10 protein-coding genes are annotated in these 24,622 nt (G+C 34.1%); 9 read left to right on the forward strand and 1 reads right to left on the reverse strand.

Annotated features, from left to right (window positions below; genetic code table 11):
* Positions 1 to 51 precede the first annotated feature (51 nt).
* The 8 genes from BUC21_RS11870 (at position 52) to BUC21_RS11905 (ending at position 16,001) form a co-directional block, all read left to right on the forward strand.
* Complete coding sequence (locus tag BUC21_RS11870) at positions 52 to 2,523, forward strand: glycoside hydrolase family 95 protein (protein WP_073402663.1); 2,472 nt, start codon at positions 52 to 54, stop codon at positions 2,521 to 2,523.
* A 169-nt stretch (positions 2,524 to 2,692) separates the two neighbouring features.
* Positions 2,693 to 4,219 carry an alpha-L-arabinofuranosidase C-terminal domain-containing protein gene (locus BUC21_RS11875; protein ID WP_073402665.1) on the forward strand — a complete coding sequence of 509 codons (1,527 nt, stop codon included), beginning with the start codon at positions 2,693 to 2,695 and terminating at the stop codon, positions 4,217 to 4,219.
* A 480-nt stretch (positions 4,220 to 4,699) separates the two neighbouring features.
* Positions 4,700 to 4,885: a hypothetical protein gene (locus BUC21_RS16475; protein WP_073402667.1), complete on the forward strand. Its 186-nt coding sequence runs from the start codon at positions 4,700 to 4,702 to the stop codon at positions 4,883 to 4,885.
* Between the two features lie 35 nt (positions 4,886 to 4,920).
* Positions 4,921 to 6,495, forward strand: coding sequence for a glycoside hydrolase family 43 protein (locus BUC21_RS11885; RefSeq protein WP_073402669.1), 1,575 nt, complete (start codon positions 4,921 to 4,923; stop codon positions 6,493 to 6,495).
* A gap of 115 nt (positions 6,496 to 6,610) precedes the next feature.
* Positions 6,611 to 7,951 (forward strand): family 43 glycosylhydrolase, encoded by a 1,341-nt coding sequence (locus tag BUC21_RS11890; protein ID WP_073402671.1) that lies wholly within the window; start codon positions 6,611 to 6,613, stop codon positions 7,949 to 7,951.
* An 840-nt stretch (positions 7,952 to 8,791) separates the two neighbouring features.
* Positions 8,792 to 11,839, forward strand: a complete 3,048-nt coding sequence (locus BUC21_RS11895; protein ID WP_073402673.1) for a SusC/RagA family TonB-linked outer membrane protein — start codon at positions 8,792 to 8,794, stop codon at positions 11,837 to 11,839.
* Positions 11,840 to 11,866: 27 nt separating this feature from the next.
* Positions 11,867 to 13,504, forward strand: a complete 1,638-nt coding sequence (locus tag BUC21_RS11900; RefSeq protein WP_073402675.1) for a RagB/SusD family nutrient uptake outer membrane protein — start codon at positions 11,867 to 11,869, stop codon at positions 13,502 to 13,504.
* A gap of 742 nt (positions 13,505 to 14,246) precedes the next feature.
* Positions 14,247 to 16,001 (forward strand): glycoside hydrolase family 43 protein, encoded by a 1,755-nt coding sequence (locus tag BUC21_RS11905; protein WP_073402677.1) that lies wholly within the window; start codon positions 14,247 to 14,249, stop codon positions 15,999 to 16,001.
* Positions 16,002 to 16,119: 118 nt separating this feature from the next.
* On the opposite strand, the gene BUC21_RS11910 is transcribed toward BUC21_RS11905, so the two are convergent.
* Entirely contained in the window at positions 16,120 to 20,175 is a 4,056-nt protein-coding gene (locus tag BUC21_RS11910) for a hybrid sensor histidine kinase/response regulator transcription factor (RefSeq protein WP_073402679.1), read from the reverse strand.
* Positions 20,176 to 20,480: 305 nt separating this feature from the next.
* On the opposite strand from BUC21_RS11910, the gene BUC21_RS11915 reads away from it, so the two are divergent.
* Positions 20,481 to 24,350: a hybrid sensor histidine kinase/response regulator transcription factor gene (locus BUC21_RS11915; protein WP_073402681.1), complete on the forward strand. Its 3,870-nt coding sequence runs from the start codon at positions 20,481 to 20,483 to the stop codon at positions 24,348 to 24,350.
* The last annotated feature ends 272 nt before the right edge of the window (positions 24,351 to 24,622 follow it).

Here is a 24,622-nt window from a genome sequence, read left to right on the forward strand (position 1 = left end):
AATATTCATCAGTTAATCCTTTTAATTATGTATAATCTTTAAATATATAAAATGAACAACACTAAAATTTCAGTACTGATTTTATTATTCTGCCTTCTTGCTATCCCAAATTCATGGGCGCAAAAAGGAGGAAAACTTAAAATGTGGTATGATAAACCTGCTAAAGTGTGGAACGAAGCGCTTCCAATTGGCAACGGCAGACTGGCAGCAATGGTTTTCGGTGATCCTGTTAATGAAAAACTACAGTTAAATGAAGGTACTTTTTGGTCGGGTGGACCATCACGTAACGACAATCCTGATGGCTTATCCGTACTTGACTCAGTGCGATACTATATTTTTAAAGAAGACTACAAACGAGCCGATTTTCTGGCAAACAAGGGACTTACAGCAAAACAACTGCATGGGTCAATGTTTCAGGTGGTTGGTAATCTGAATCTTGCATTTAATGGCAATGATAATTATACAGATTATTACAGAGAACTTGATCTGGAAAGAGCTGTTTTTACTACTTCCTACATGGTGGATGGAGTAACTTATAAAAGAGAGGTTTTTGCATCGAAACCAGATCAGGTTATTGTTGTAAGACTTACAGCCAGTAAACCTGGAAAATTATCTTTTGCAGCAAGTTTTGATGGACCTCTGCAGAAATCGGTAAAGGTTCTGGATAATAAGACTCTTGAAATGGCAGGTTTATCTGGTACTCACGAAGGTGTAACCGGACAAGTGAAGTTTGATGCTCGTGCAAAAATCTTAAATTCGGGTGGAACTACAGCAATTGAATCGAATAAGATCAATGTAAGTAAGGCTAATGAAGTTGTTATATTGATTTCTATTGCAACCAATTTCACCGATTATAAAACTTTATCGACAGATGAAGTCAAGAAATGTACCAACTATCTTACTACTGCTCAGAATAAGCCTTATTCAACAATGCTTAAGAGTCATATAGCTGCATTTCAGAAATATTTTAATCGCGTAAATTTTGATCTGGGTACTTCATCGGCAGCAAAACTGCCAACTGATGAGAGAATTAAGAATTTCTCAAAGTCATTTGACCCTGAATTGATATCTATGTATTATCAATTTGGTCGTTATTTGTTGATTTCATCTTCTCAACCGGGAGGGCAACCGGCCAATCTTCAAGGAATATGGAATGGTAGCACTCGTCCGGCGTGGGATAGTAAGTATACAATTAATATCAATACGGAAATGAATTATTGGCCTGCCGAGAAATGTAACATGGCTGAAATGCATGAACCATTAATTCAATTGATAAAAGAACTTTCAGAAACGGGAAAACAAACAGCTAAAACAATGTATGGTTGTAATGGTTGGGTGGCTCATCATAATACTGATATCTGGCGTATTTCTGGTGTGGTAGATTTTGCCAATGCCGGATTGTGGCCGATGGGTGGTGCATGGCTGTCACAGCATTTATGGGAGAAATACCTGTATAGTGGCGATTTAAAATATTTGGAATCGGTTTATCCTGTGTTAAAATCAGCTTGCGAATTCTACAAAGATTTTCTTATAGAAGAACCTTCTCATAAATGGTTGGTAGTAAGCCCTTCAATGTCGCCGGAGAATACTCCATCAGGGCATTCCGGATGTGCGCTTACCTATGGAACAACGATGGATAATCAAATTCTTTTCGATTTGTTTACCAAAACAATTATGGCTGCAAAGTTGCTGAAAAAAGATGGAGCATTGATGGCTGATTTCCAAAAGATATTAAATAATCTTCCTCCGATGCAGATTGGTCGTTATGGTCAGTTGCAGGAATGGATAGGAGATTGGGATGATCCGAATGATCAACATAGACATGTGTCACACCTATATGGTTTGTACCCGAGTAATCAGATTTCACCATATATAAATCCCGATTTATTTGATGCTGCACGTACAACACTTATTCATCGTGGTGATGTTTCAACCGGATGGTCGATGGGTTGGAAAGTCAATTTCTGGGCACGTTTGCTTGATGGTAACCATGCACGAAAACTGATTACTGACCAATTAACGCTTGTTGATCCGGTAAAAGAAAAGAGTGGAGGGACTTATCCAAACTTCTTTGATGCACATCCTCCATTTCAGATAGACGGAAACTTTGGCTGTACTTCGGGTATTACGGAAATGCTTTTGCAAAGTCATGATGGAGCCATTGATATTCTACCGGCATTACCTGATGACTGGAAAAAAGGAAGCATCAGCGGCTTGAGAACTTATGGTGGTTTTGATGTGAGTATTCTCTGGAACAATAATCAGGTGCAGAAGATTATCATAAAATCTCATTTAGGTGGAAACTGCCGTATTCGTGTTCCTAATGAAGTTACCTTGATAGGTGGTAAAACAATGAAAGTAGCTTCAGGAAAAAATTCAAACCCATTCTTTGATACTGCTAAAGTAAAGAATCCTTTGATCTCTGCTTCAGCAAAAATAAATGCTCTGCATCTTAAACAAACCTGGTTATATGATCTGCCTACGGAAGCTGGTAAAACATATACAATTATTTGTAAAAAGTAGTTTGAAACATAACTGGCAAGATTTATAATCTCTTACACAAACATGTACTCCTGATAATGGAAGCTGAACTTTTCAATTCCATTATTCTATGATGATTTTTTAATCCAGATATAATTCATTAATGAGTTATATCTGGGTAAAATTTACAATATAATATGAAATAAATACTATGAAGAAGATTTTTACTAATTTGTTATTGGCTTTGCCAATTAGTCTGTTCGGTCAAACAGCTGAAATTAAAATTGATGTTGACAGAAAAATTGCCGAAATTGATCCTAAAATTTACGGTGTATTCATGGAACCTATTCATTTTAAAGGAGACAGAATGGGATTGCCCGACTCTGTTGATTTTAATACACTTTACGGAACGCTTTATGATCCAAAATCGTCTTTGGCTGATGAGAATGGCTTTAGAAAAGATTATATTGATGCAATGAAGGAATTGAAGATTACCAATATGAGATGGCCAGGTGGTAACTTTTTAATGGGTTATGATTGGAAAGATGGAATAGGACCCAAAGAAAATCGACCTAAACGTATAAACCTGGCTTGGGGTGGTGTAGATAATAATCATGTGGGTACCGATGAATGGTTTGCTTTAAATAAAGCAATAGGTAGTGAAAATGTGGTTTGTGTAAACTTAGGATTGGGCTCTATATTGGATGCCTGCTATTGGGTAGAGTATTGCAATTATAAAAAAGGAACATATTATTCTGATTTAAGAGCTAAAAATGGACATCCCGAACCTTATAACGTTAAAATCTGGGATTTGGGTAATGAAGTAGATGGTTATCCATGGGAATTGGGACATAAATCAATTGAAGAATATTCAAGAATAGGGAGAGAAGCAGCAAAGGCATTGAAGAGTGTAGATAAGGATATCCAGTTGGTTGCTTCAGGATCTTCGTGCTATGAGAATTCACCTTGGATTGATTGGAATAGAAAAGTTCTGTCTAGCTTTGGTGATCTGATTAACTATATCTCAATTCACAGATATTGGGAGAAGTCGGACGACTATTACAATTACATGGGTCAGAGTGCGATGGATTTTGAAGAAAAGATTAAAGTAACAGCTAATGAGATTGAAAACGTAAGAGTAATGAAAGGACTTAAGAACCCTATTTACATTTCAGTGGATGAGTGGGGAATCATGTCAAAGAATACTTTATCTGTTTTACCTATTGCTCAAAGCTTCAATTCATTTATTCGTCACGCTGATGTTGTAAAGATGGCTAATTTTACAATGCTTACCTCTTTGCTAAACACTGATAAAGAGAAAGGTACCTATAAATCTCCTTTGTTTTATATTTTTAAATCATTTTCTAATAACTGTCTTGGTAGTTCAGTTGATACTTACGTAAAATGTGAAACATTCAATACTCCGTTATATAAAGATATACCTTATCTTGATGTTACAACAGTTTATTCAAAAGAGACGAATACTACTTATATCAATGTAATCAACAGACATAAAGACAAAACCATTACAACGAATATAGTATCTAATTCAGGAGAATTCACTGGAAAAGCTGAGGCTTCTTTAGTAGCAGGAAATATACTTGATGAAACTTTTACTTACGACAAACAAAGTCAATATGTACCTGTTGCAAAAGAGATTAAAGCAGAGAAAAACAAAATTACTTATACCTTTCCAGCACACTCTTTCACACAGATAAAGGTAAGAATGAAAAAGTAAATGGAAATAAACTGCTAGAAAAGTGAGTACTTATTTGCTATATAATCGCGACATAAAGAGTGAAAAACCGAAAAGTATCTAGCAGTCTAGCGTTAACTGTTTAAGATGTTGTGAATTAATTGAATATAGGCGCTAGACTTTTAAAAAGAAGTCTAGCGGTAGTCTAGCAGTCTAGCATCTTGTGTCTCATCCTGATTTTGGTTGACTGTGCTTGTCTCACTTAATTATTTAGTAGATATCATGTAGTAGAAACAATTTTCTGGTTTACAATCTAAAATTCTATAGTGAATGTTTTGTCTTCCACCCGGGTGTAATCAATTGGTACACCCGGGTGGAAGATTTGTTTAGACCCGGGTGTACAAGATGCGTACATCCGGATGTATAGAACAATAAGCCGAATAATATTAAAATCTTTGTGCCGTTCTACCTGAAAAGGCTAAGAATTATCTAAAATTGTACATGGATTATCAATAAATAGAAATGAAAAAGCTAAAAATATTCCATCTTTGTGGTAACTTCTGTTTCATTAATTGCAATCAGAATAAGAAACAAAGAAATGCTAGCTATCGTGGTTCAATATGTGTTGATCATATGTATTATAATCCAGATGGTACTATTAAAAAAGTGGTACAGACAACTAAAGGAGTAAATCCGGTTAAAAAATAAGTTATATATTTGTTTGAGTAAAATTACTTAATACTATGAGAAAAAGAAATATTTTATGCGTTGTGGCAATTCTGCTTTCCGGCCATTTTATGAATCTGTCAGCACAGGTGAAGAAAGCTCAGAACCCAATTATTTTTTCAGATGTTCCTGATATGTCTATGCTTCGGGTAGGGGATACTTATTATATGAGCAGCACTACCATGCACATGAGTCCGGGTGTTCCAATTATGAAGTCTAAAGATTTGGTAAACTGGAAATTAGTGAATTATGCCTATAATACTTTAGATGATGTTGATGCACTAAACCTTAATAATGGTCAAAGTACTTACGGCAGAGGTTCATGGGCTAGTAGTCTTCGCTATAACAAAGGAACTTACTATGTTACTACATTTGCTCAAACAACAGGGAAAACATATATTTATACGACAAAGAATCTGGAGAAAGGTCCTTGGGTAAAGCATTCTTTTGCTCCGTCATTGCATGATCATTCATTGTTTTTCGAGGAAGATGGGCGCATTTATTTGATTTACGGAAATGGAAAACTCAATATAGTTGAGCTTAAAAAAGACCTTTCAGGAATTAAACCCGAAACAGATCGCGTGCTTATAGAAAATGCCAGTGCTCCTTCTGGTAACGGGGGACTTGGAGCAGAAGGTTCTCAGCTTTTTAAAGTAAATGGAAAATATTATCTTTTCAATATTACCTGGCCAGCAGGTGGCATGCGTACTGTAAACATCCACAGAGCAGATAAAATTACCGGTCCGTATGAAGGACGAGTTGGATTTCAGGATAAGGGGGTAGCCCAGGGAGGACTTATCGATACTCCTGATGGTAAGTGGTTTGCTTATTTATTCCGTGATTTTGGAGCGGTAGGACGTATTCCTTATTTGGTTCCGGTAAAATGGGAAAATGGATGGCCTGTAATTGGCGAGAATGGTAAAGTTCCTGAAACACTCGATTTGCCTGCTAGCAAAGGTTTGATTCCCGGCATTGTTGCTTCTGACGAATTTACACGTAAACCTGGAGCTGCTGCTTTACCATTGGTTTGGCAATGGAATCATAATCCGGACAATAAATTATGGTCGGTTACTCAAAGAAAAGGTTATTTGCGCCTTACTACAGGCAGAATAGATTCAACTCTGTTGTTGGCTAGAAATACCTTGACTCAACGTACCATTGGACCAGTATGTACTGGTTCAACATCAATCGATGCATCACACATGAAGGATGGAGATTTTGCCGGATTATGCTTGTTACAGAAGAATTTCGGCCAGCTAGGGATTAGAGTCAATAAAGGAATCAAGTCTATAGTCATGATTAGTGCCGGAACAGGAAAGCCTGTTGAAATACAAAGTGTTCCGCTTTCTCGGAATATCGTTTACTTCAAAGCAGAATGCAACTTCAAAGACCGTATAGATATTGCTAAATTCTTTTATAGCTATGATGGCAAGGTGTGGAACATCATTGGTGAACCATTAAAAATGGCATATACTATTCCTCAGTTTATTGGATATCGCTTTGGATTGTTCAATTATGCCACTAAAAACATAGGTGGATATGCTGATTTTGATTATTTCCATATTTCAGATACTATTTCTGAAGTAAAATAAGATACTTAAAATGTGGCAGAACATTATAGGATAAGTAAGTCTTATAATGTTTTTGTCATATAATAAAGAGACGATTTGTGTATAGTCTATTAACCTTTTTAATGAAAAAATATTTATGAAAAATAATAAATTAGCGATATTGATTCAATTGGTAATTATATTGTTCGGGTTTGCAGATATCTCTGCACAGAATCCAATTATAAGAAATCAATTTTCTGCCGATCCAACAGCCAGAGTTTTCGGCGATAAAATCTATCTATATCCATCGCATGATATCTTAGGCAAAGAAGGACAAGGTCGTCCAGAGTGGTTCTGCATGGAAGATTATCATGTGTTTTCATCCTCTAATCTTACTGATTGGACAGATCATGGAGTAATTCTAAACCAGACTAAAGTTAAATGGGCTGATTCAACAGCATTTAGTATGTGGGCTCCGGACTGTATTAGCAAAAATGGGAAATATTACTTTTATTTCCCAGCTCCCCCGAAAGGTGCTAAGGGCTTTTCTGTAGGAGTCGCTGTAGCTAATAATCCTTTTGGTCCATTTATTCCACAGCCTAAACAAATCGATAAGGTTAGTGGAATTGATCCTAATGTTTTTATTGATAAAGATGGACAGGCTTATTTATATTGGTCGGCAGGCAACTTTATGGTAGCCAAATTGAAAAGCAATATGGTGGAACTAGCTTCAGAACCTCAGATTATTGCTAATTTGCCAGAAAAAGGATTAAAAGAAGGCCCTTTTTTATTTGAACGTAAAGGGGTGTATTATTTAACTTTCCCTCATGTTGAAAATAAAATTGAACGTCTTGAGTATGCTATGGGGCCAAGTCCGATGGGACCTTTTAAAATGGCTGGGGTTATAATGGACGAATCTCCAGTTGGATGCTGGACTAATCATCATTCTATTATCAATTTTAAGAAGCAGTGGTATCTCTTTTACCATAGTAATGACCTTTCACCAAAATTTGATAAGAACAGATCGGTACGCATTGATAGTTTGTTTTTTAATGCGGATGGGACAATCCGAAAAGTTACACCTACCTTTCGTGGAGTTGGCTTAACCGATGCTTCGAAGCAAATACAAATAGATCGTTATAGTCGAATAAGTGATAAAGGAGTTTCAGTTTCATTTATTGATACTCTGAATACATTTGCCGGTTGGAAAACGGTTTTCAATGAGAAAAACGCATGGGTACAATATAACAAGGTTGATTTTGGAAAGAAAAAATACAAATCAGTTATAATTAAAGCTATTTCTCAGAAAGGAGGGATACTGCAATTGAAATTGAATAGTGCTAATGGTCCAATATTGGCTAAGATTAATTTACCAGAAAGTAAAGAATGGAAAGAAACTAAAGTCTTGATTTCTGGTTTAAAACAAGGTAGCCATAATTTGTTTTTATCTTCAGAAAATAGTAACATAGTTGAAGTGGATTGGATTAAATTTGAATAGCAAACGAATGAAATGCTAATCTAGTATTGTATTATTTCATAAAATGACGTGCACCCCAAAAGTTTGACATAAAACTTTTGGGGTGCATTGTTTATATCAAAATATCTGTTTTGAAGATAAGCTTAACATTTTAGATAAGCACACTTATTCCTTTTAATTAAAGTAGATTCTGAATTATGTGACCAGAAGTTAGGCTGAGAAGTAACGGTGATACAAAAATATGTTGCCAAAAGAAAAATCAGACTAAATCTAATATTATTTACTAAATAGCTATTATAGTAGTATTCTATATTAAACTTAAGAAAATAGAATTCAAATTTCATCGTAAAGGTTGATGTTTCAATGTGTTAATTTATTGGTTATTATCGTTTTATTGGTCTCGGTAGATGTCGTTGTTAAATCTGAAATTGTGTTTAAAAATGGAAAAAGAATATCTGAATTTAAAATTCAAAATTTTTATTTCCCTCTACTTTTGACATTCATTTGTTAATCGAAAGTATAGTCTAAAATCAATTGTTTATGAACACAAAGAAAACTGTAATTAATATTATCTGCTCTAAAAGTAATCTCTTCCCTTGAATTTTAGAAAATCTGTATAAAACAATTGCCTGAAGTCCTATAAAAATGGCTTCTCTATGACTTATATTCTTTTTCTCATGAAAAAGGAATCTTCTTATGTAGAAATCTTGAAGTAAAAAACTTCACTTCTACTCTTATTAGTAAACCTTTAAATCAATTTTTATGAAACATTTATTAGATGATAGTTGATGAGTTTTTTCTTATTGCTAAAGATTTATGAATAATTGAGTTATTTAGTCTAGTATAATTTATTAAGAAACTATGAAAAACTTTAATTTTAAAAAAACCTTAGGAACCATCATTGTTCTATTGATGGTACCTCTATGGGCCTTTTCTCAAAACTTTATTGTAAAAGGTACAGTAAAGGATGCTTCTGGTGAAGCTTTACTTGGTGTAAACATATCTCAGGTTGGTACAGCTAATGGTACTGTATCAGATGTTAATGGTAATTTTCTGCTCTCTGTTTCTCCGAACGCTAAATTACAATTCTCTTTCGTTGGATATATAGGTCAGGTTATAGCGATTGGAGAAAAAAGAACATTGAATGTTGTTTTAAAAGAAGATAACAAAACTTTAGAAGAAGTTGTTGTTGTTGGTTATGGTACTCAGAAAAAAGCGGATTTATCATCGGCTATAGCTGTTCTCCCTACCAAAGAACTAAATAAAGTTCCTGGTGGATTACAAGCCGGATTGCAGAGTTCGGTTCCTGGTGTTCAAATTACCAATGGAAGAATAAAAATTCGTGGTGTTGGTTCTATCAATAATACAGATCCTCTTTATGTAGTTGATGGTATGATTGGTGGTGCTGTGCCAGATGAAGCTAATATTGCAAGTATTCAGGTTTTAAAAGATGCAGCATCTTGTGCTATCTATGGTGCCCGTGGTGCTAATGGAGTTATTGTTATTACAACAAAACGAGGAACATCCGGCGAAGTAAAGGTAGATTATGACGGATTTGCTGGTGAGAAAAACCTGTCACACAATATCGATATGCTTAATGGACAGGAATTGGCAGAACTGGTAAATGAAGAATTATGGAATGCAGGAAAAAGAAACGCTTCTGATTATTTAGATGCATATAAAAATCCATCTACAATAGGTGAAGGATATAATATGTTTGATGCATTAAAGCGTACAGGTTTTTATCAGAAACATAATCTCTCTATAAGTGGAGGTTCTGAAAATGCAAATTTTAGAGTAAACAGTCTTTATTCAACTGATAAACCTATTTTTATTAAAGAAGATACTAAAAATTATGGTATGCAGTTTATCTCTGATTTTACGAAAGGTAAATTCAAATTCGGTGAAACTGTATCAATTAAACGTAGCAATCACGATTGGAGTGATAAAAACTTGCTAATTGCATTAAAATGGGCTCCAACTTTGCCTTTGTATGATGCTAATAGTTCAACAGGATTCGCTGGTGCCGGAAATGGTACAGACGTAGCAAATTCTTTGGCACAGGCTAATTTAAACTGGCACAAAGGTGAAACTACTTCCGTAAATGGTAATGCATGGATGACTTATGAAATACTTCCCGGTTTAAAATATAAATTCAATATGGGAGTTGACATGTATCGATATATGGTTCAGGATTATGAGGCAGAGTATTCTATTCCATATCAAAACCATACACCTGATTCTTATTCGATGGCAAGTTATAAAACTAATAGATTATTGTATGAGAATACTCTTTCTTATGAAAAGAGCATTGGTAAACACAGCTTAAATGCTTTGTTTGGTGTTTCCTCTGATGAAACAAAGAGTTTGAGTGTTAGTGCAGGAGCGCGTGCTATGCCAAGTGAAGATATTCTTATCCTAGGTGCTACTCAAGATGATAGTTCAAAATCTGTTGATTCTTCAGTGGGACATGAGTCTATGTTCTCTATGTTGGGACGAATTAATTATAGTTACGATAGCAAATATTTGCTGACATTTAACTTTAGACGTGACGGCTCTTCCAAGTTTAGTAAAACCAATCGTTATGGTAATTTCCCATCTTTATCTGCTGCATGGAGAGTAAGTCAGGAAAAATTCATGGAAAAACTTCCATTTGTTAATGACTTTAAGTTGCGTGCCAGCTGGGGTATGTTGGGTAACTCTAACATCGATTCTTACCAGTATCAGAGCACTTTAGCATTTAGTAATATCTGGTATTATCTTAATAATACAAAGAACGCAGGTGCACTTGCTACTACTCCTTCAAATCCAAATGTTAAATGGGAAAGTCAATATTCTACAGACTTTGGTTTCGATCTTTCTTTGTTTGATAATCAGTTGTCATTTATATTTGACTATTATTACAAGAAAACATCAGATATGTTAGTGGCTGTGCCTATTTCATATGCTGCTGGTTATAGTGATAATAAACCTACACTTAATGCCGGAAGTATCGAAAATAAGGGACTTGAACTTGCTGTTTCATACAAAAAAACAATTGGTAAATTTGATTATTCAGTAACAGGTAATATTTCTACTGTAAAGAACAAAGTACTTAGTATTGGTTCTAATAATGAAATCATGGCTGGCAATGGCATCTCTAAAACTGCAGTTGGCAGATCTATCGGAGAATTCTGGGGATATGTAACAAATGGACTATATCGTACTCAGGCAGAATTAGATGCAGATAAGAAATTTGCGCCCAAAGCAGGATTAGGTGATGTTCGCTTTGTAGACAAAGATGGAAATGGAGTAGCGGATCAGGATTACATTGGAAATCCAATCCCTAAATTCAGTTATGGATTAAGTGCAGATGTAAGTTATAGAGCTGGTTTCGGAACATTCGATATGGCAATGATTTGGCAAGGATCTGAGGGTAATGATATTTACAATAAAACCCGCTATTTTGGCGAGGGCATGTATCACTATTACAACTGTTTCGCAAGTACGCTTAATCGCTATCGCGCCGAAGAACTGAAATTTGTCAACCCAATTTCAGGAGTAACTACTATTTATCCAAAGAATACAAATACAGATATGCCAAGAGCGGTTATAGGCGATCCAAATCAGAATATGCGTAATTCAAAACGTTATGTAGAAGATGGATCTTATTTAAGACTGAAAGCCTTGACTTTAGGCTATACACTTCCTCAAAGCGTAACTAAGAAATTGAATATTAATAATCTGAGAGTGTATATTGGTGGTAAAAACTTGATAACCTTAACTAAATATTCAGGCTTTGACCCAGAAGTTGGTGACCAGGATACAGGTGGCACAAACTTAACAAGAGGTGTTGATGGATCTAGTTCATGGGATCCTACATTCCCTAACTCAAGAGAATTTTTCGTGGGTGCTCAATTGTCGTTCTAAAGGTTGAATCTTTAAATTAAAAATACAATGAAAAAAATATCAAAATTCTGCTTATTGTGCAGTTCTGCAGCAATTCTAAGTAGCTGTGTGCCCGATATGGACTTGAATAATCCTTCGCAGTTATCTGTTGATACATATTACAAAACTGCAGCACAATTAGAACTTGCTGTAATACCGGCTTATCAGTGCTTAATCAGTTTTAATGGTGTTGAAGGTGGCTATGGTCGTGGTGCATATTATTATATGATACTTCCTGGTGATGATTTCGACCATACTTTTAAATGTGTAGGAGAGGAACTTTATCCTGATACATATAGCACTCCTCCAAGTCAAGGAAATATTACCTCTGCATGGAAAGGGTTCTTTGAAGGTGTTTACGCATCTAATACAGCCATCGAAAAAATAAGTAATTTTAGTGGTGAGATATCCGAAACTGTTAAAAATAGATTGTTAGGTGAGGCTTATTTCTTGAGAGGTTTACATTATATGCACCTTTGTGCTCTCTTTGGAGAAACAATTCCATTGGTTGATCATTCGGCACAAAATCAATCAGATTATTATCCTACTAACGCTAAGCCTGGTGAAATATATGCTTTGATTATTAATGACTTCCAAAAAGCTTCTGAACTTTTGCCATTGCGTAGTGAACTTTACGCTAATGTAGCCAACAAAGGACGCGCTACTAAAGGTACAGCACAAGCATATTTAGCAAAAGCATATATGTATCGTCCTATTCTCGAGAAAGGAAAAACTGCAGAATTTGATAAAGCTGCTCCTTTGTTGAAAGCTGTTATTGATAGTAAAGAATATAAGCTCATGGATAATTTTAGAGCTAATGGCTTGGGCGGAGATAACGAGAATAATGATGAATCTGTTTTTGAAGTCCAGATGTTCAATGGCACAAGCTGGTTGGGTGGAGATAATTCTGATTCCTGGAGATGGCAAGAGATTGGAGTTCCCGATGGTACTGGTAGCTCTTGGTGGAATATCGCTCCAAACAAAAAGACTTATGATGAATTTGAAGATGGAGACCCAAGAAGATACATGACTCTATGGTGTCCTGGAGGAGCAAAATATACTGAACTGTCAGGCAATGTTGCCGACTGGAATTATATGATGGCACATTTGTCTTCAGATAATGATCTTTATGGAACCAGAAAGGAATGTCCTGATTATCAGATTGCTGATATTGATGATGATATCAATACTCGTTTGATGCGTTATTCTGATGTATTATTAATGTATGCAGAATGTTTAAGTGAAACTGGTAATGATAGTAAGGCTATTACAGATCCTACAGGTCCTAAATATTATATTCAACAAGTTAGAGACAGAGCTAATAAAGTAGTTCCATCTGAACAACCACATTTATGGTATCAACACTCTCCTGGTACAATTCCTAATGTTGATCAGTTATTGTCAAGTGGTAAAGTTATCAATGGTGTTGCCATGAATAGCATAAAGAATATAATTGAACACGAACGTTATGTTGAATTCTGTGGTGAGTATTTACGTTATTTCGATTTACTCCGCTGGGGTATGGCTGATGCCAAATGGCTTGACCCTTTGAAAGCTTTAGGTTGGAAAGAAAAGGCTATGTATTTTCCTTTCCCTCAGTCTGAGCTGAATAATAATCCGAACCTGAAAGGTAATGATATGAATTAGTTTTTTTGAATAATATATCTCTGTATGCCCTGCACTATTTCTAAAAATAGTGCAGGGTTATTTTATGCAATTTTATAAAAACATCTGCCCATCTGCTACTAATGTTGCTGAAAAGCCTTGCTGGAAGTCTTCTTGACTGGTGGTAGATAAAAAAACATCTGCTACAAAAATACATTTATCTGCTACAAATTTGTTTTATCCGCTACTAATTCTACACTCCGAAATATTGTATTTGAATTCCCTATAATTATAAATCTGAGCTCTATTAGAATATTTAATTGCTCAAATTATCAGGTGTATAGCTTTGAATTCGGAAATTTATAATGAGCTGTAAGTAAGCCCTCGTCCATGAACCCATAAGCCCGCTTCCGAGAACCCATGGGTCTTTATTCGAGAACCCATAAGCTTTCGGCCGAGTGCTTACTAATTTCTATAGAATAAAATAAGTAATCCACCAATAAAGATTTCTTATTTTATTAGAATTTCAAATATGTATGAAGCATCAAAATAAACCTCATAACTCTGCTAATAAAATAGATAAGTCTAAAAATGAAACATTTTTGTATTATATCTATACTCGTTGTTACGTAATCAAAAGGATAGGATACATTTTTATTGTTTAGACTTTAGCCATCTTTATATTTTTGCAATACTTTGTTTTGATGTTTAAAACAACTGGTTTCTGCATCTTTAATACCGAAATTCAAATGAGTTTGATATATCTAATTAATACTTTTTTATAATGAAAACATCTAAAATTAAATTTAGTTTTTTATTTGCGTTTATGGCTATTTTCTCTTTATGCCAAACTGGTTCAGCGCAATCAGGTGTAAAGAAGAAGAGCTCACAGGTTAAGTCGAAAAATAATCCGACGTTTACACAGTTTGTATATCAGGGGGATGATGATGTATATAGAGAAAATCCATTGGGTGATGACGAGTTTTATAATCCGATTTTGCAAGGTTGTTATCCCGATCCAAGTATAACTCGTAAAGGGAATGATTATTATTTGGTTAATTCCTCGTTCTCTATGTTTCCGGGGGTTCCTATCTTTCATTCCAATGATTTAGTTAATTGGAAACAAATAGGGCATGTACTCGACAGAACATCTCAACTAAAAGTGGAAACTGCCGGTGTTAGTGCCGGAATATATGCTCCGGACATTAAATATAATCCATATAACGATACGTTTTATATGATTACCACTCAATTTGCTTCTGGAATTGGTAATATGGTAGTTAAAACAAAAGACCCTTTAAAGGGTTGGAGCAATCCGATTAAATTAAATTTTAATGGCATTGACCCTTCTATCTTCTTCGATGATAATGGAAAAGCTTATATTGTGCATAATGATGCTCCTGATAAAGGAAAGGAACTGTACAACGGACATAGGGTGATTAAAATCTGGGAATATGATTTGAATACAGATCAGATTATTCCGGGAACTGATAAAATTATTGTTGATGGGGGAGTAGATATTAAAAAGAAACCAATCTGGATTGAAGGACCTCATTTATACAAAAAGAATGGTCGCTACTATTTGATGTGTGCTGAAGGTGGTACAGGCGATTGGCATAGTGAGGTTATTTTTGTGAGCAATAGTCCAAAGGGACCTTTTATTCCATCTGGAAACAATCCTATCCTTTCACAAAGATATTTACGTCCTGAAAGAAAAAATAAAATAGATTGGACCGGACACGCTGATCTTGTTGAAGGTCCTGGCGGAAAATATTATGGAGTTTTTCTGGCTATCCGTCCTAACGAAAAGAATTTTGTAAATAGTGGTCGTGAAACTTTTATACTTCCAGTTGATTGGAGTGGTGAGTTCCCTATTTTTGAAAATGGTCTTATTCCAATGGAACCTAAATTGAAATTACCCAAAGGCGTTGTAAATCGTCAAGGAAAAGATGGCTTTTTGCCAAATGGTAATTTTACTTATACAGAAAATTTCACTTCTCCTAATTTAGCTTATTCATGGATTGGAATGAGAGGTCCTCGTGAAGATTTTGTTCATATCAGTCCCAAAGGTGGTGTACAGATTATGCCTTTCAATGTGAATATTAAGGAAGTAAAACCTGTATCTTCTCTTTTCTATAGACAACAACACAAAAACTTCACCGCTACAACAGTTTTGAATTATCAGCCTAAAGTAGAAAATGATTTGGCTGGATTAGTTTGCTACCAATCTGAGAGGTTTAATTATGTTTTTGGTATTACAAAGATTAAAAAGGATACATATATCTTGTTGCAAAGAACAGACAAAGGAAACTCTGTAATTCTGGCAAGTGCAAAAATAGATGCATCAAAGCCTGTTCAATTGCAAGTAAAAGCTAAAGGAAATGAGTATAGTTTTAGCTATTCTGAAAACAATGGTGAATTAAAGAATTTAGGAGGAATGGTATCTGGAGACATTCTTTCTACTAATATAGCCGGTGGATTTACCGGAAGTTTAATAGGTTTGTACGCTACTTCGGCAAATGATGCCTTTCCAGAGTAGAAAAAGGTTGTTTTTAGTTTAATTAATTCTTTGCACACTCAAGGTAATTACCACACTTGAGTGTGCTGAATAAATTAGATAAATAGATTTTAAAAAGAGAGGACTATTTTAAAATCACTTATTCTTTGTTCTGTTCCATATATTCTTTCGGACTCATTCCATACAATTCCTTAAATGCTGTAGAGAAATATGTTGCATTAACAAATCCTGTAGCAAATGCAACTTCACTTATATTCTGATTTTTATCTTTTAATAATGATGCTGCTTGTTGCAATCTTGTATTGCGAATAAAATCACGAGTAGTTTGATTTGTAAGTTCCTTCATTTTTCGATGCAGATGAACTCTGCTTATTCCAACTTCAGAAGCTAAAATCTCTACACTAAAGTCTATATTGCTTATATTTTTATTTATAACAGACATAATTCTTTCCAATAACTTTTCGTCGGGTGTTTTCAGACTAATTTTATCAATCTTATCTTCCTGAATCTGTTTGCCTGTGAGGTTGTTCTTCAAACACTCTCTGTTTTTTATTAGATTCTGGATTGTTTTCCTTACGATATCAATGCTAAAAGGCTTTGTAATGTAACTATCGGCTCCAACTTCCAATCCTTCTATATTATCTTCTTCTCTGGTCTTTGCTGTTAGTAGAATAACGGGAATATGATTGATATTTATATTCTGTTTAATCTTTTGGCAAAGTTCCATTCCGTCCATTTCTGGCATCATCACATCACTAATAATTAAATCAGGAGCTTTCTTTAATATTAATGAAAGAGCCTCTTTTCCATTACAACTTTCTGTAATATGGAATTCGTTTCCTAATTCGTCTTTTAGATATTTGCGAATCTCTTCGTCGTCCTCTACTATTAATACTTTATATTTAGTTTTTATTCTAAGGTGTGCATTATCAATGTTATCAATAGTTTCCGTTACCATTACAGGGTTATCTTGATTATTTTTGTCTGCAATTTCTGCTTCATCGGCAATTTCTTCGGGAATTAAGAAATCATTGCCCAGTGGCAGACGTATTATAAATCGGCAACCTTTTCCATCTTCATTATTTTCAGCCCAGATTTTTCCATGATGCAGTTGCACCAATGATCGTGTAAGATGGAGCCCTATACCAGTACCAATATTTGAATTGTTCTGACTATTATTTATCTGGTAAAAACGTTCAAAAATACGCTCAATTTCCTCTTTTTTAATTCCAATTCCACTATCAGATATAATGATTTCGTAATAATGGGCTGGCTTATCATTTTTGTCATAATTCTCTCCTATATGGATGCTTGTGCTTATCTCTCCATTTTTAGGCGTAAATTTGAATGCATTAGACAGTAGATTCAGAATAATCTTATCATAGTTATTAGGATCTATCCATGCTTTTAATTCTGGAACATCTGACTGAAAAGTCAGTTTTATTTGTTTATTGATAGACTGACTCTCAAAGATATTAACAAGATCATGAGTGAAATTTACAATTTCAGTTTCACGGAATTTTAGAACCATTTGTTTCTTGTCTATTTTTCGGATATCCATTAATTGATTCATTAAGGCAAGAATTCGTTTGGAATTTCTAAAAATGGTATGATACAACTTCTGCCGCTCTTCGTCTTTATCTATTGTTATAAGTTTCTGCAAGGGACTAATAATTAGTGTCATTGGAGTTCGTATCTCATGAGATATATTCATAAAGAACTGAAGTTTGGCCTCATTAATTTCTTCAGCATGTGCTTGCTGCTGAAATTTAAGTTTAATTTTACGTCTTTGCAAGATTTGTTGTCTTGTAAAATATAAAGCAGTGATAATTATAATGAAATAGATAATTTTCGCACCAAGCGAAGCATACCATGGTGGTGATATTATTATTGTAATTTCTTTGATGTCAGAGTAAGTTTCGTAATACTTCGCTTTTACTTTAAAATGATATTTTCCGGGAGCTAAATTGTTGAATGAAACATGATTTTCTCCAGGTAGAAGTGTGTTCCAATTATCATTGTTTAAGGCATACATAAAAGTAATTCGTTCAGGATTACAAAACTCCATTGCAGAAAATTCGATGCGGAAAGAGTTATCGCTTGCTGCAAGATGGAAGTCTTTAGCTTCAGAAACAGCCGTATCAATTATGCTGTATGAACCAGATTTATCTCCTTTATTGATAGCCAGATCATGAATATAGAATCCAGTTATACGTATATCCAGTTTTTTTGCTGGATTAGTTATTTTTTCAGGAAAAAATGATGTAACTCCATTAACGCCTCCAAAAATAATTTCACCGCTTTTATCTCTGAATAGAGCATTCTTACTAAATTCATTACCTTGTAGTCCATCGTCTGCGTAGTAATTAGTGAATGTTTTTTTTATCGGATTATATTTAGATATGCCATAACTTGTACTAATCCAAAGATTACCTTGTTTGTCTCCGCAAATTCCACAAATAACATTGCTTGGCAATCCGTTTTTCATATCAAATGATGTTATCTGTTGATTCTGAGGATTGAGACATAATATACCTTCTGAGGTTCCAATCCAGATATATCCTTTTGTATCTTCAAAGATCGTGTAGATAATATATCCGCTCAAAAGCTTGTTTGTATTATATGTTGATACAAAATTCTTAGTTTTCAAATCCAGACATCCTATTCCATCAAATGATCCAATATATAATTTATTATTCCGAGTCAGTAGCATAGCTGAAACCCAGCGATTATGTAATGTATTAATCTTGTTGTTATATTTGGGACCTTGTACAGAAGAGTAGTGCACAATCTGATTGTTTTTCATATTCATGGAATATATTCCCGAACCCATTGTGCCAATCCACAGATTTTTACTTTTATCTTCTACAATACTAAATACACAATCGGTACTCATTTTTTGTATATATTCGCAATGGCCGGTTTCTTTGTTTAATTTAGCCAAACCTTGGAAAAAGGAGCCTACCCATAGATTTTGGTCTGAATCTTCAAAAAGACTAATAATTGTAGAAGGTACATTTGAACCATTTTCCTGACTAAAATGTGATTTAACTTCTCCATTTGGAGCAACACTGTATATACCATCATTATCTGTTCCAATCCATAAAACTCCTTTATGGTCTTTGCATACTGACATGATGCAATTAGAGCCAATATTGTTTTTTAAAATAGATTTATGACCAATATATTTAAAATTACTCCGATTGGCAGGCAATAGCATTACACCTTTTTGAAAAATGCCTAACCAGAGATCTCCGGCTTTATCTTCAATAATAGAGTGAATTTTTGATTTTGTAAAATCGAATGTCGGAATGTTGTATTTGTTTTCTACAAATTTCTTATAAATCGGATCATAGATTTTTAATCCTTTTCCATCTGTTCCAACCATGATTTTATGCTGCTTATTTACATAAAGGGTTTTTATTGGAAGTTTAGTTGGGTAAGATACTACATCAAAAGAATTGGTCAATGCATTATATGAAAACAGTCCTTGGTTTAAACTGCCAACATATATTTTATTATCGGGACCAAAACACATACATGAGATATCAAGATTCACCATTCCTGGTCCATTGAGATATTGTTTAGTTTCCTGTTTCTTGCCTGAAGTTATACAGAATACTCCTTTCCCTTCAGTTCCAATCCAAAGATTTCCATTCTTATCTTCCTGAATAGTAGTAATAAAGAAACTGGGTATTGAACGAAGTATAACTTGTTTGGCTTGCTTATTGTTCCTTTTTAGTAAGAACATGCCATGACCTGCTGTTCCAATTAATATGTCTCCATTTTTTCTTTCATAAATAATATGGATATGGGCATCTAAGGGTTTGTTATTCTTGGCAGATAGTAAGGGTATATCTGTGAACTTTCCGGAAGCGTAGTCATATTGTTGCAAACCATTTACATATCCAATAAAAAGATTGTTTTGACTATCATTAAAAACAGATATTACATAATTGCTTTTGATGCTCGATTTGTCTTCTTTTTTATGTTTAAAAGTTAGGAATTTTGCTCCATCGTAATAATTAAGACCGTCTTCTGTAGCAATCCAGATATTTCCTTTCGAGTCTTGAGTAACCTTGTTCACCATGCTGCTTGATAATTCCTTGTCAACTGTAAATAGTTTCCCGGATTGAGCAAATCCACATATGGAAAAAAAAAATAACAGAAAAATTGAAATTTGTGTGGTTCTCATAAATATATGATTAATGTTCTACTGCAAATTTAGTCATTTATAGCTAAAAACAGCGCAGATGTTACGAAATATAAAGTGTGATGTTACATAAGCAAAAGATTATGTAATATTAATGCGGGGGATTGTAATGTATGCAAAAGGATGTGTTTTTTTATTTTATTATTAGATGCAAATTGTGAGTATATTTGTATGATGCATATACAAAATAGTGCTTTAATGTATTTTTTTGTTTCAGCATTTTTTGGTTAACCAAATACAGGCTCAATAATTGAAGGGTAAAGTATACATGAAAAACTTAAATTTAAATGAGAACTAAACTACTCCTTTTATCTTTTTTACTATCTGTAATCTCATTACATTCCTCAAATGTGAAGTTTTACGATATAAACTCATTGTATGGAATTTCAATGCGAATGGCAACATCTATTTGTAAAGATAAAAAGGGCTTTATTTGGGCTTCCACTAAATTGGGAATTTTAAGGCTTGCCGGAGATGATTATCGTATTTATCAGCTTCCATTTGAAAATACAGATATTATATCTGTGAAACTTGTGTATGCAAATTCAGGCTTATTCGCTTTTTCAAATAATGGTCAGTTATTCCGTTACAATGCTATTAAAGACCAATTTGAACTGTTAATTAATATGGGCAAGTATATGAATAACACACATTTAGTGACTGGTGGTATACTTGTAGATAATGCTAATTGTTACTGGGTAGCTTCTTCATCAGGTTTATTAAGGTATTATAATGGCGCTCTTACACATATTCAAGATTCTGAAGAAGTTTATTGTTTAACCTGGTATGACTCTGATCGATTTTTTCTTGCCAAGCCAACTGGAATATGGCTATTTGATAAACGAACAATGAAAGGAACAAGGCTTTATAAAAATACTCCAAAAGCCGATTTGCGTGTTTCCAAATTTTTTTATGATAAAAAAATGAAGAGGCTTTGGATTGGAACATCCTGGAATGGCTTGTTTTATTATGATTTAAGCAGGCATGCTTTGTGTCCGGTGAAAATAAATGGCTTTCCTAAACAACCTATCCTGGCAATTGAAGCAAATTCTGATTCTACAATTCTAGCTGGTATTGATGGACAAGGTATTTGGGAGGTGAATAAGCAAGGAACAAAGGTGTTAAATGTATATAAAGAGGACGTTAATGACCCGTCATCACTTCCAGGGAATGGCGTCTATGACATCTTTAACGACCAAAATAAGCGTATTTGGATTTGTACTTATGGCGGCGGAGTCTCTTTCTTTGATAAAACATCTGCTCAGGTACATCAATTTACTCATACTGTGAATAATGCCAATTCTTTAGTCAATAATAATGTTAACAAGATTATTCAGGACAAGAGAGGTAATATATGGATGGCTACAGATAATGGTATTAGCTGTAAAGAAGCCGGTACTGGAAATTGGAAAACATTTTATCAGAATGAACATAATCAGGCTCCTGTATTTATATCGTTATGCGAAGATGATAAAGGACGAATATGGGCCGGAACTTATTCTTCTGGTATCTATGTCCTTGACGAACGTACTGGTCGTGAATTAGCCCATTATTCGAATGGAAGTAAAGGATTTTCTTTAGAGAATAACTTTGTACTGGATATTTTCAAAGATAGTAATGGAGATCTTTGGATAGGTGGTGTACCAGGAAAACTGATTTGTTATATTTCGAAAGAGAATAAGTTTCGTAATTACCCAACGCAGCCCATTAATACTTTTGCGGAATTAGCTCCAAACAAAATTCTTTTGGCTTGCACATATGGATTATGTATTCTGGATAAAAAAACAGGAAAAATAAATGCGTTGCAAGAAGGATACTTAGTTCACGACATGGCAGTTATAAAAGATGAAATATGGATTTGCACAAGTGGAGAAGGTTTGATAAGATATAATTATAGAACGCATAAAACTCAAAAATTAACAACGGTATCTGGATTGCCGTCTAATTTTGTAAATAGCATAATGTATGCTGGTGGATATTTATGGTTGGGCACAGAATGTGGCTTATGCAGGTTGAATCCAAAGAATATGGAGGTGCTTACTTATAATACTGTGTATCCGTTGTCTCGGGTGTCTTTTAACAGGAGCTCACGCTGCAGGCTAAATAATGAACAATTAATTTGGGGAACGAGCAATGGTGCTGTTTGTTTTTCTCCCCAATCATTATCGAAGAGTCAATCAAATGGAAATATCTTTTTTCAGAATTTAACCATAGCAGGCCGATCTATCCGTAACAGTCTGAATACTCCATTAGATAGCTTGGAAGAAGTATCATTGAACTACGATCAAAATACCTTGCAATTAGAACTTTTATCTATAGGAAATGTTTCTGGCGCTAAATTTTCCTGGATGTTGGAGGGTTTTGATAATACCTGGAGCCAACCTTCCGAAAATCACTTTATACATTATTCGAATATACCGAATGGAACTTATGTCTTGAAAATAAGATTATATGATTGTTCTCTTTCACATGTAATTGTTGAGAGATCATTAAGTATAACTGTTGTTCCACCTTTTTGGAAGACCTGGTGGTTCCAACTTTTTCTGTTAGTACTGATAGTTGGTGTTATTTATATATCATTAAAATATTATATTGAGCGGTTCAAACAACAACATAACGAAGAGAAAATTCGCTTTTTTACTAATACCACTCATGATATCAGAACATCTCTAACACTAATAAAGGCTCCTATGGAGGAATTAGCGAATGAACAGAATATTTCTGATACTGGTAAATATTATCTTTCGTTGGCTATTGAACAAGCAAGACGACTTTCTGCTGTTGTAACTCAATTAATGGATTTTCAGAAAATTGATATCAGAAAAGAACAGCTGGTTCTTGCTCAGGTAGATATTGTGAAGTTGATAGAGCATCGTCGGTTGATGTTTGAATCATTTGCAAAAAAACAAAATGTAAGATTACAGTTTAGTTCGCAACAGGAATTTTATCAAACAGCTGTTGATGAATTGATGATAGAGAAAGTTATTGATAATCTTATTTCTAATGCTATTAAATATTCAAATCCGGATAGTGAAATACTGATATCTGTGAAATGTGAGCCAGACAAATGGAGCATGGAAGTAAAAGATAGTGGCATTGGTATTAGCAAGAAAGCTCAAAATCAGCTCTTTCGAGAATTTTATCGTGGTGAAAATGCTATAAATTCAAAGATTGTTGGCTCTGGTATAGGTCTTTTGTTGGTGAAAAAATATGTAGAAATGCATGATGGCACAATTGGCTGTGTAAGTGAAGAGAATGTTGGTTCAACTTTTAGAATGGTTATACCTTTTAAGGAATTCATTGATGATAGCAATAAAACAAATACTAAGATAGAAGAACCTGTGTCTTATGATGCTAATGAAGCTTATTCGCAATTACTCTTAGAATCTGAAGAACCATCGAAATTAAAAATGCATATTCTGATTGTTGAAGACAATGACGATCTTAGAAATTTTATGCTATATCCTCTTAAAGCTGACTTTGAAATATTATTAGCAGAAGATGGTGTCGTAGCTTGGGATATCATTCAAAACCAGATGCCTGATTTAGTAGTTTCAGATGTAATGATGCCTAATATGGATGGATTTGAATTATGTCGGTTGATGAAATCAACTTATGAAACTTCTCATATTCCAATAATATTGCTTACTGCTCTATCTGGAGAAGCAGATCAAATTCATGGATTAGGATTAGGGGCGGATGATTATCTAACTAAGCCTTTTGATATGATTCTTCTTTCACAAAGAATAAAATCTATAATAAGGAATAGGGAAATCGTTAAGGAAAAGGCTTTAAAGCTAATTAAGGGGCCTGATAATGATGAAGAACAAATTTTGGTAAACGAATTTAATGACAAGTTTGTAAAGAAAATGCTGGAAGTAGTTAGGGCTAACATGGCAAATACTGAATTTGGGAAAGAGGATTTTGCTTTTTCAATGAACATAAGTTCTTCATTGCTTTATAAGAAGGTGAAGTCTTTGACAAATCAATCACCAACAGATTTTATTAAAATGGTTCGACTTGATTATGCATTGGAATTATTACAAAGTCATAAGTATACTGTTACAGAGGTTAGTGAATATTGTGGTTTTTCTTCACTTGGATATTTTAGTACAGTATTCAAAAAGCATTTCGGAAAATCACCTACTCAAATATAGTATTTGGGCTTTTGTAAATGCTATTTCGATAAAAGAGATATTGTAATAAGGAATAACATCACAATATATCTGGAATTGAAAACTAAATATCTTAATTCCAAAGTAGAAAGATTTGTCTGAACATACTTTTGCATAGAAGAAAAGGAAAGCCGTTTTTTAATTTGGTGACCTTATATCTTCTATTAACATTATGTTTTTTGAATATTTGAGAGTAAATTATATAAGTTTTTTTTGTTTGAAATTTGATTAGTTTGTGATTATTGATTAGGTTA

Origin of the sequence: Bacteroides luti, from assembly GCF_900128905.1 — a bacterium.
Taxonomy (GTDB): Bacteria; Bacteroidota; Bacteroidia; order Bacteroidales; family Bacteroidaceae; genus Bacteroides; species Bacteroides luti.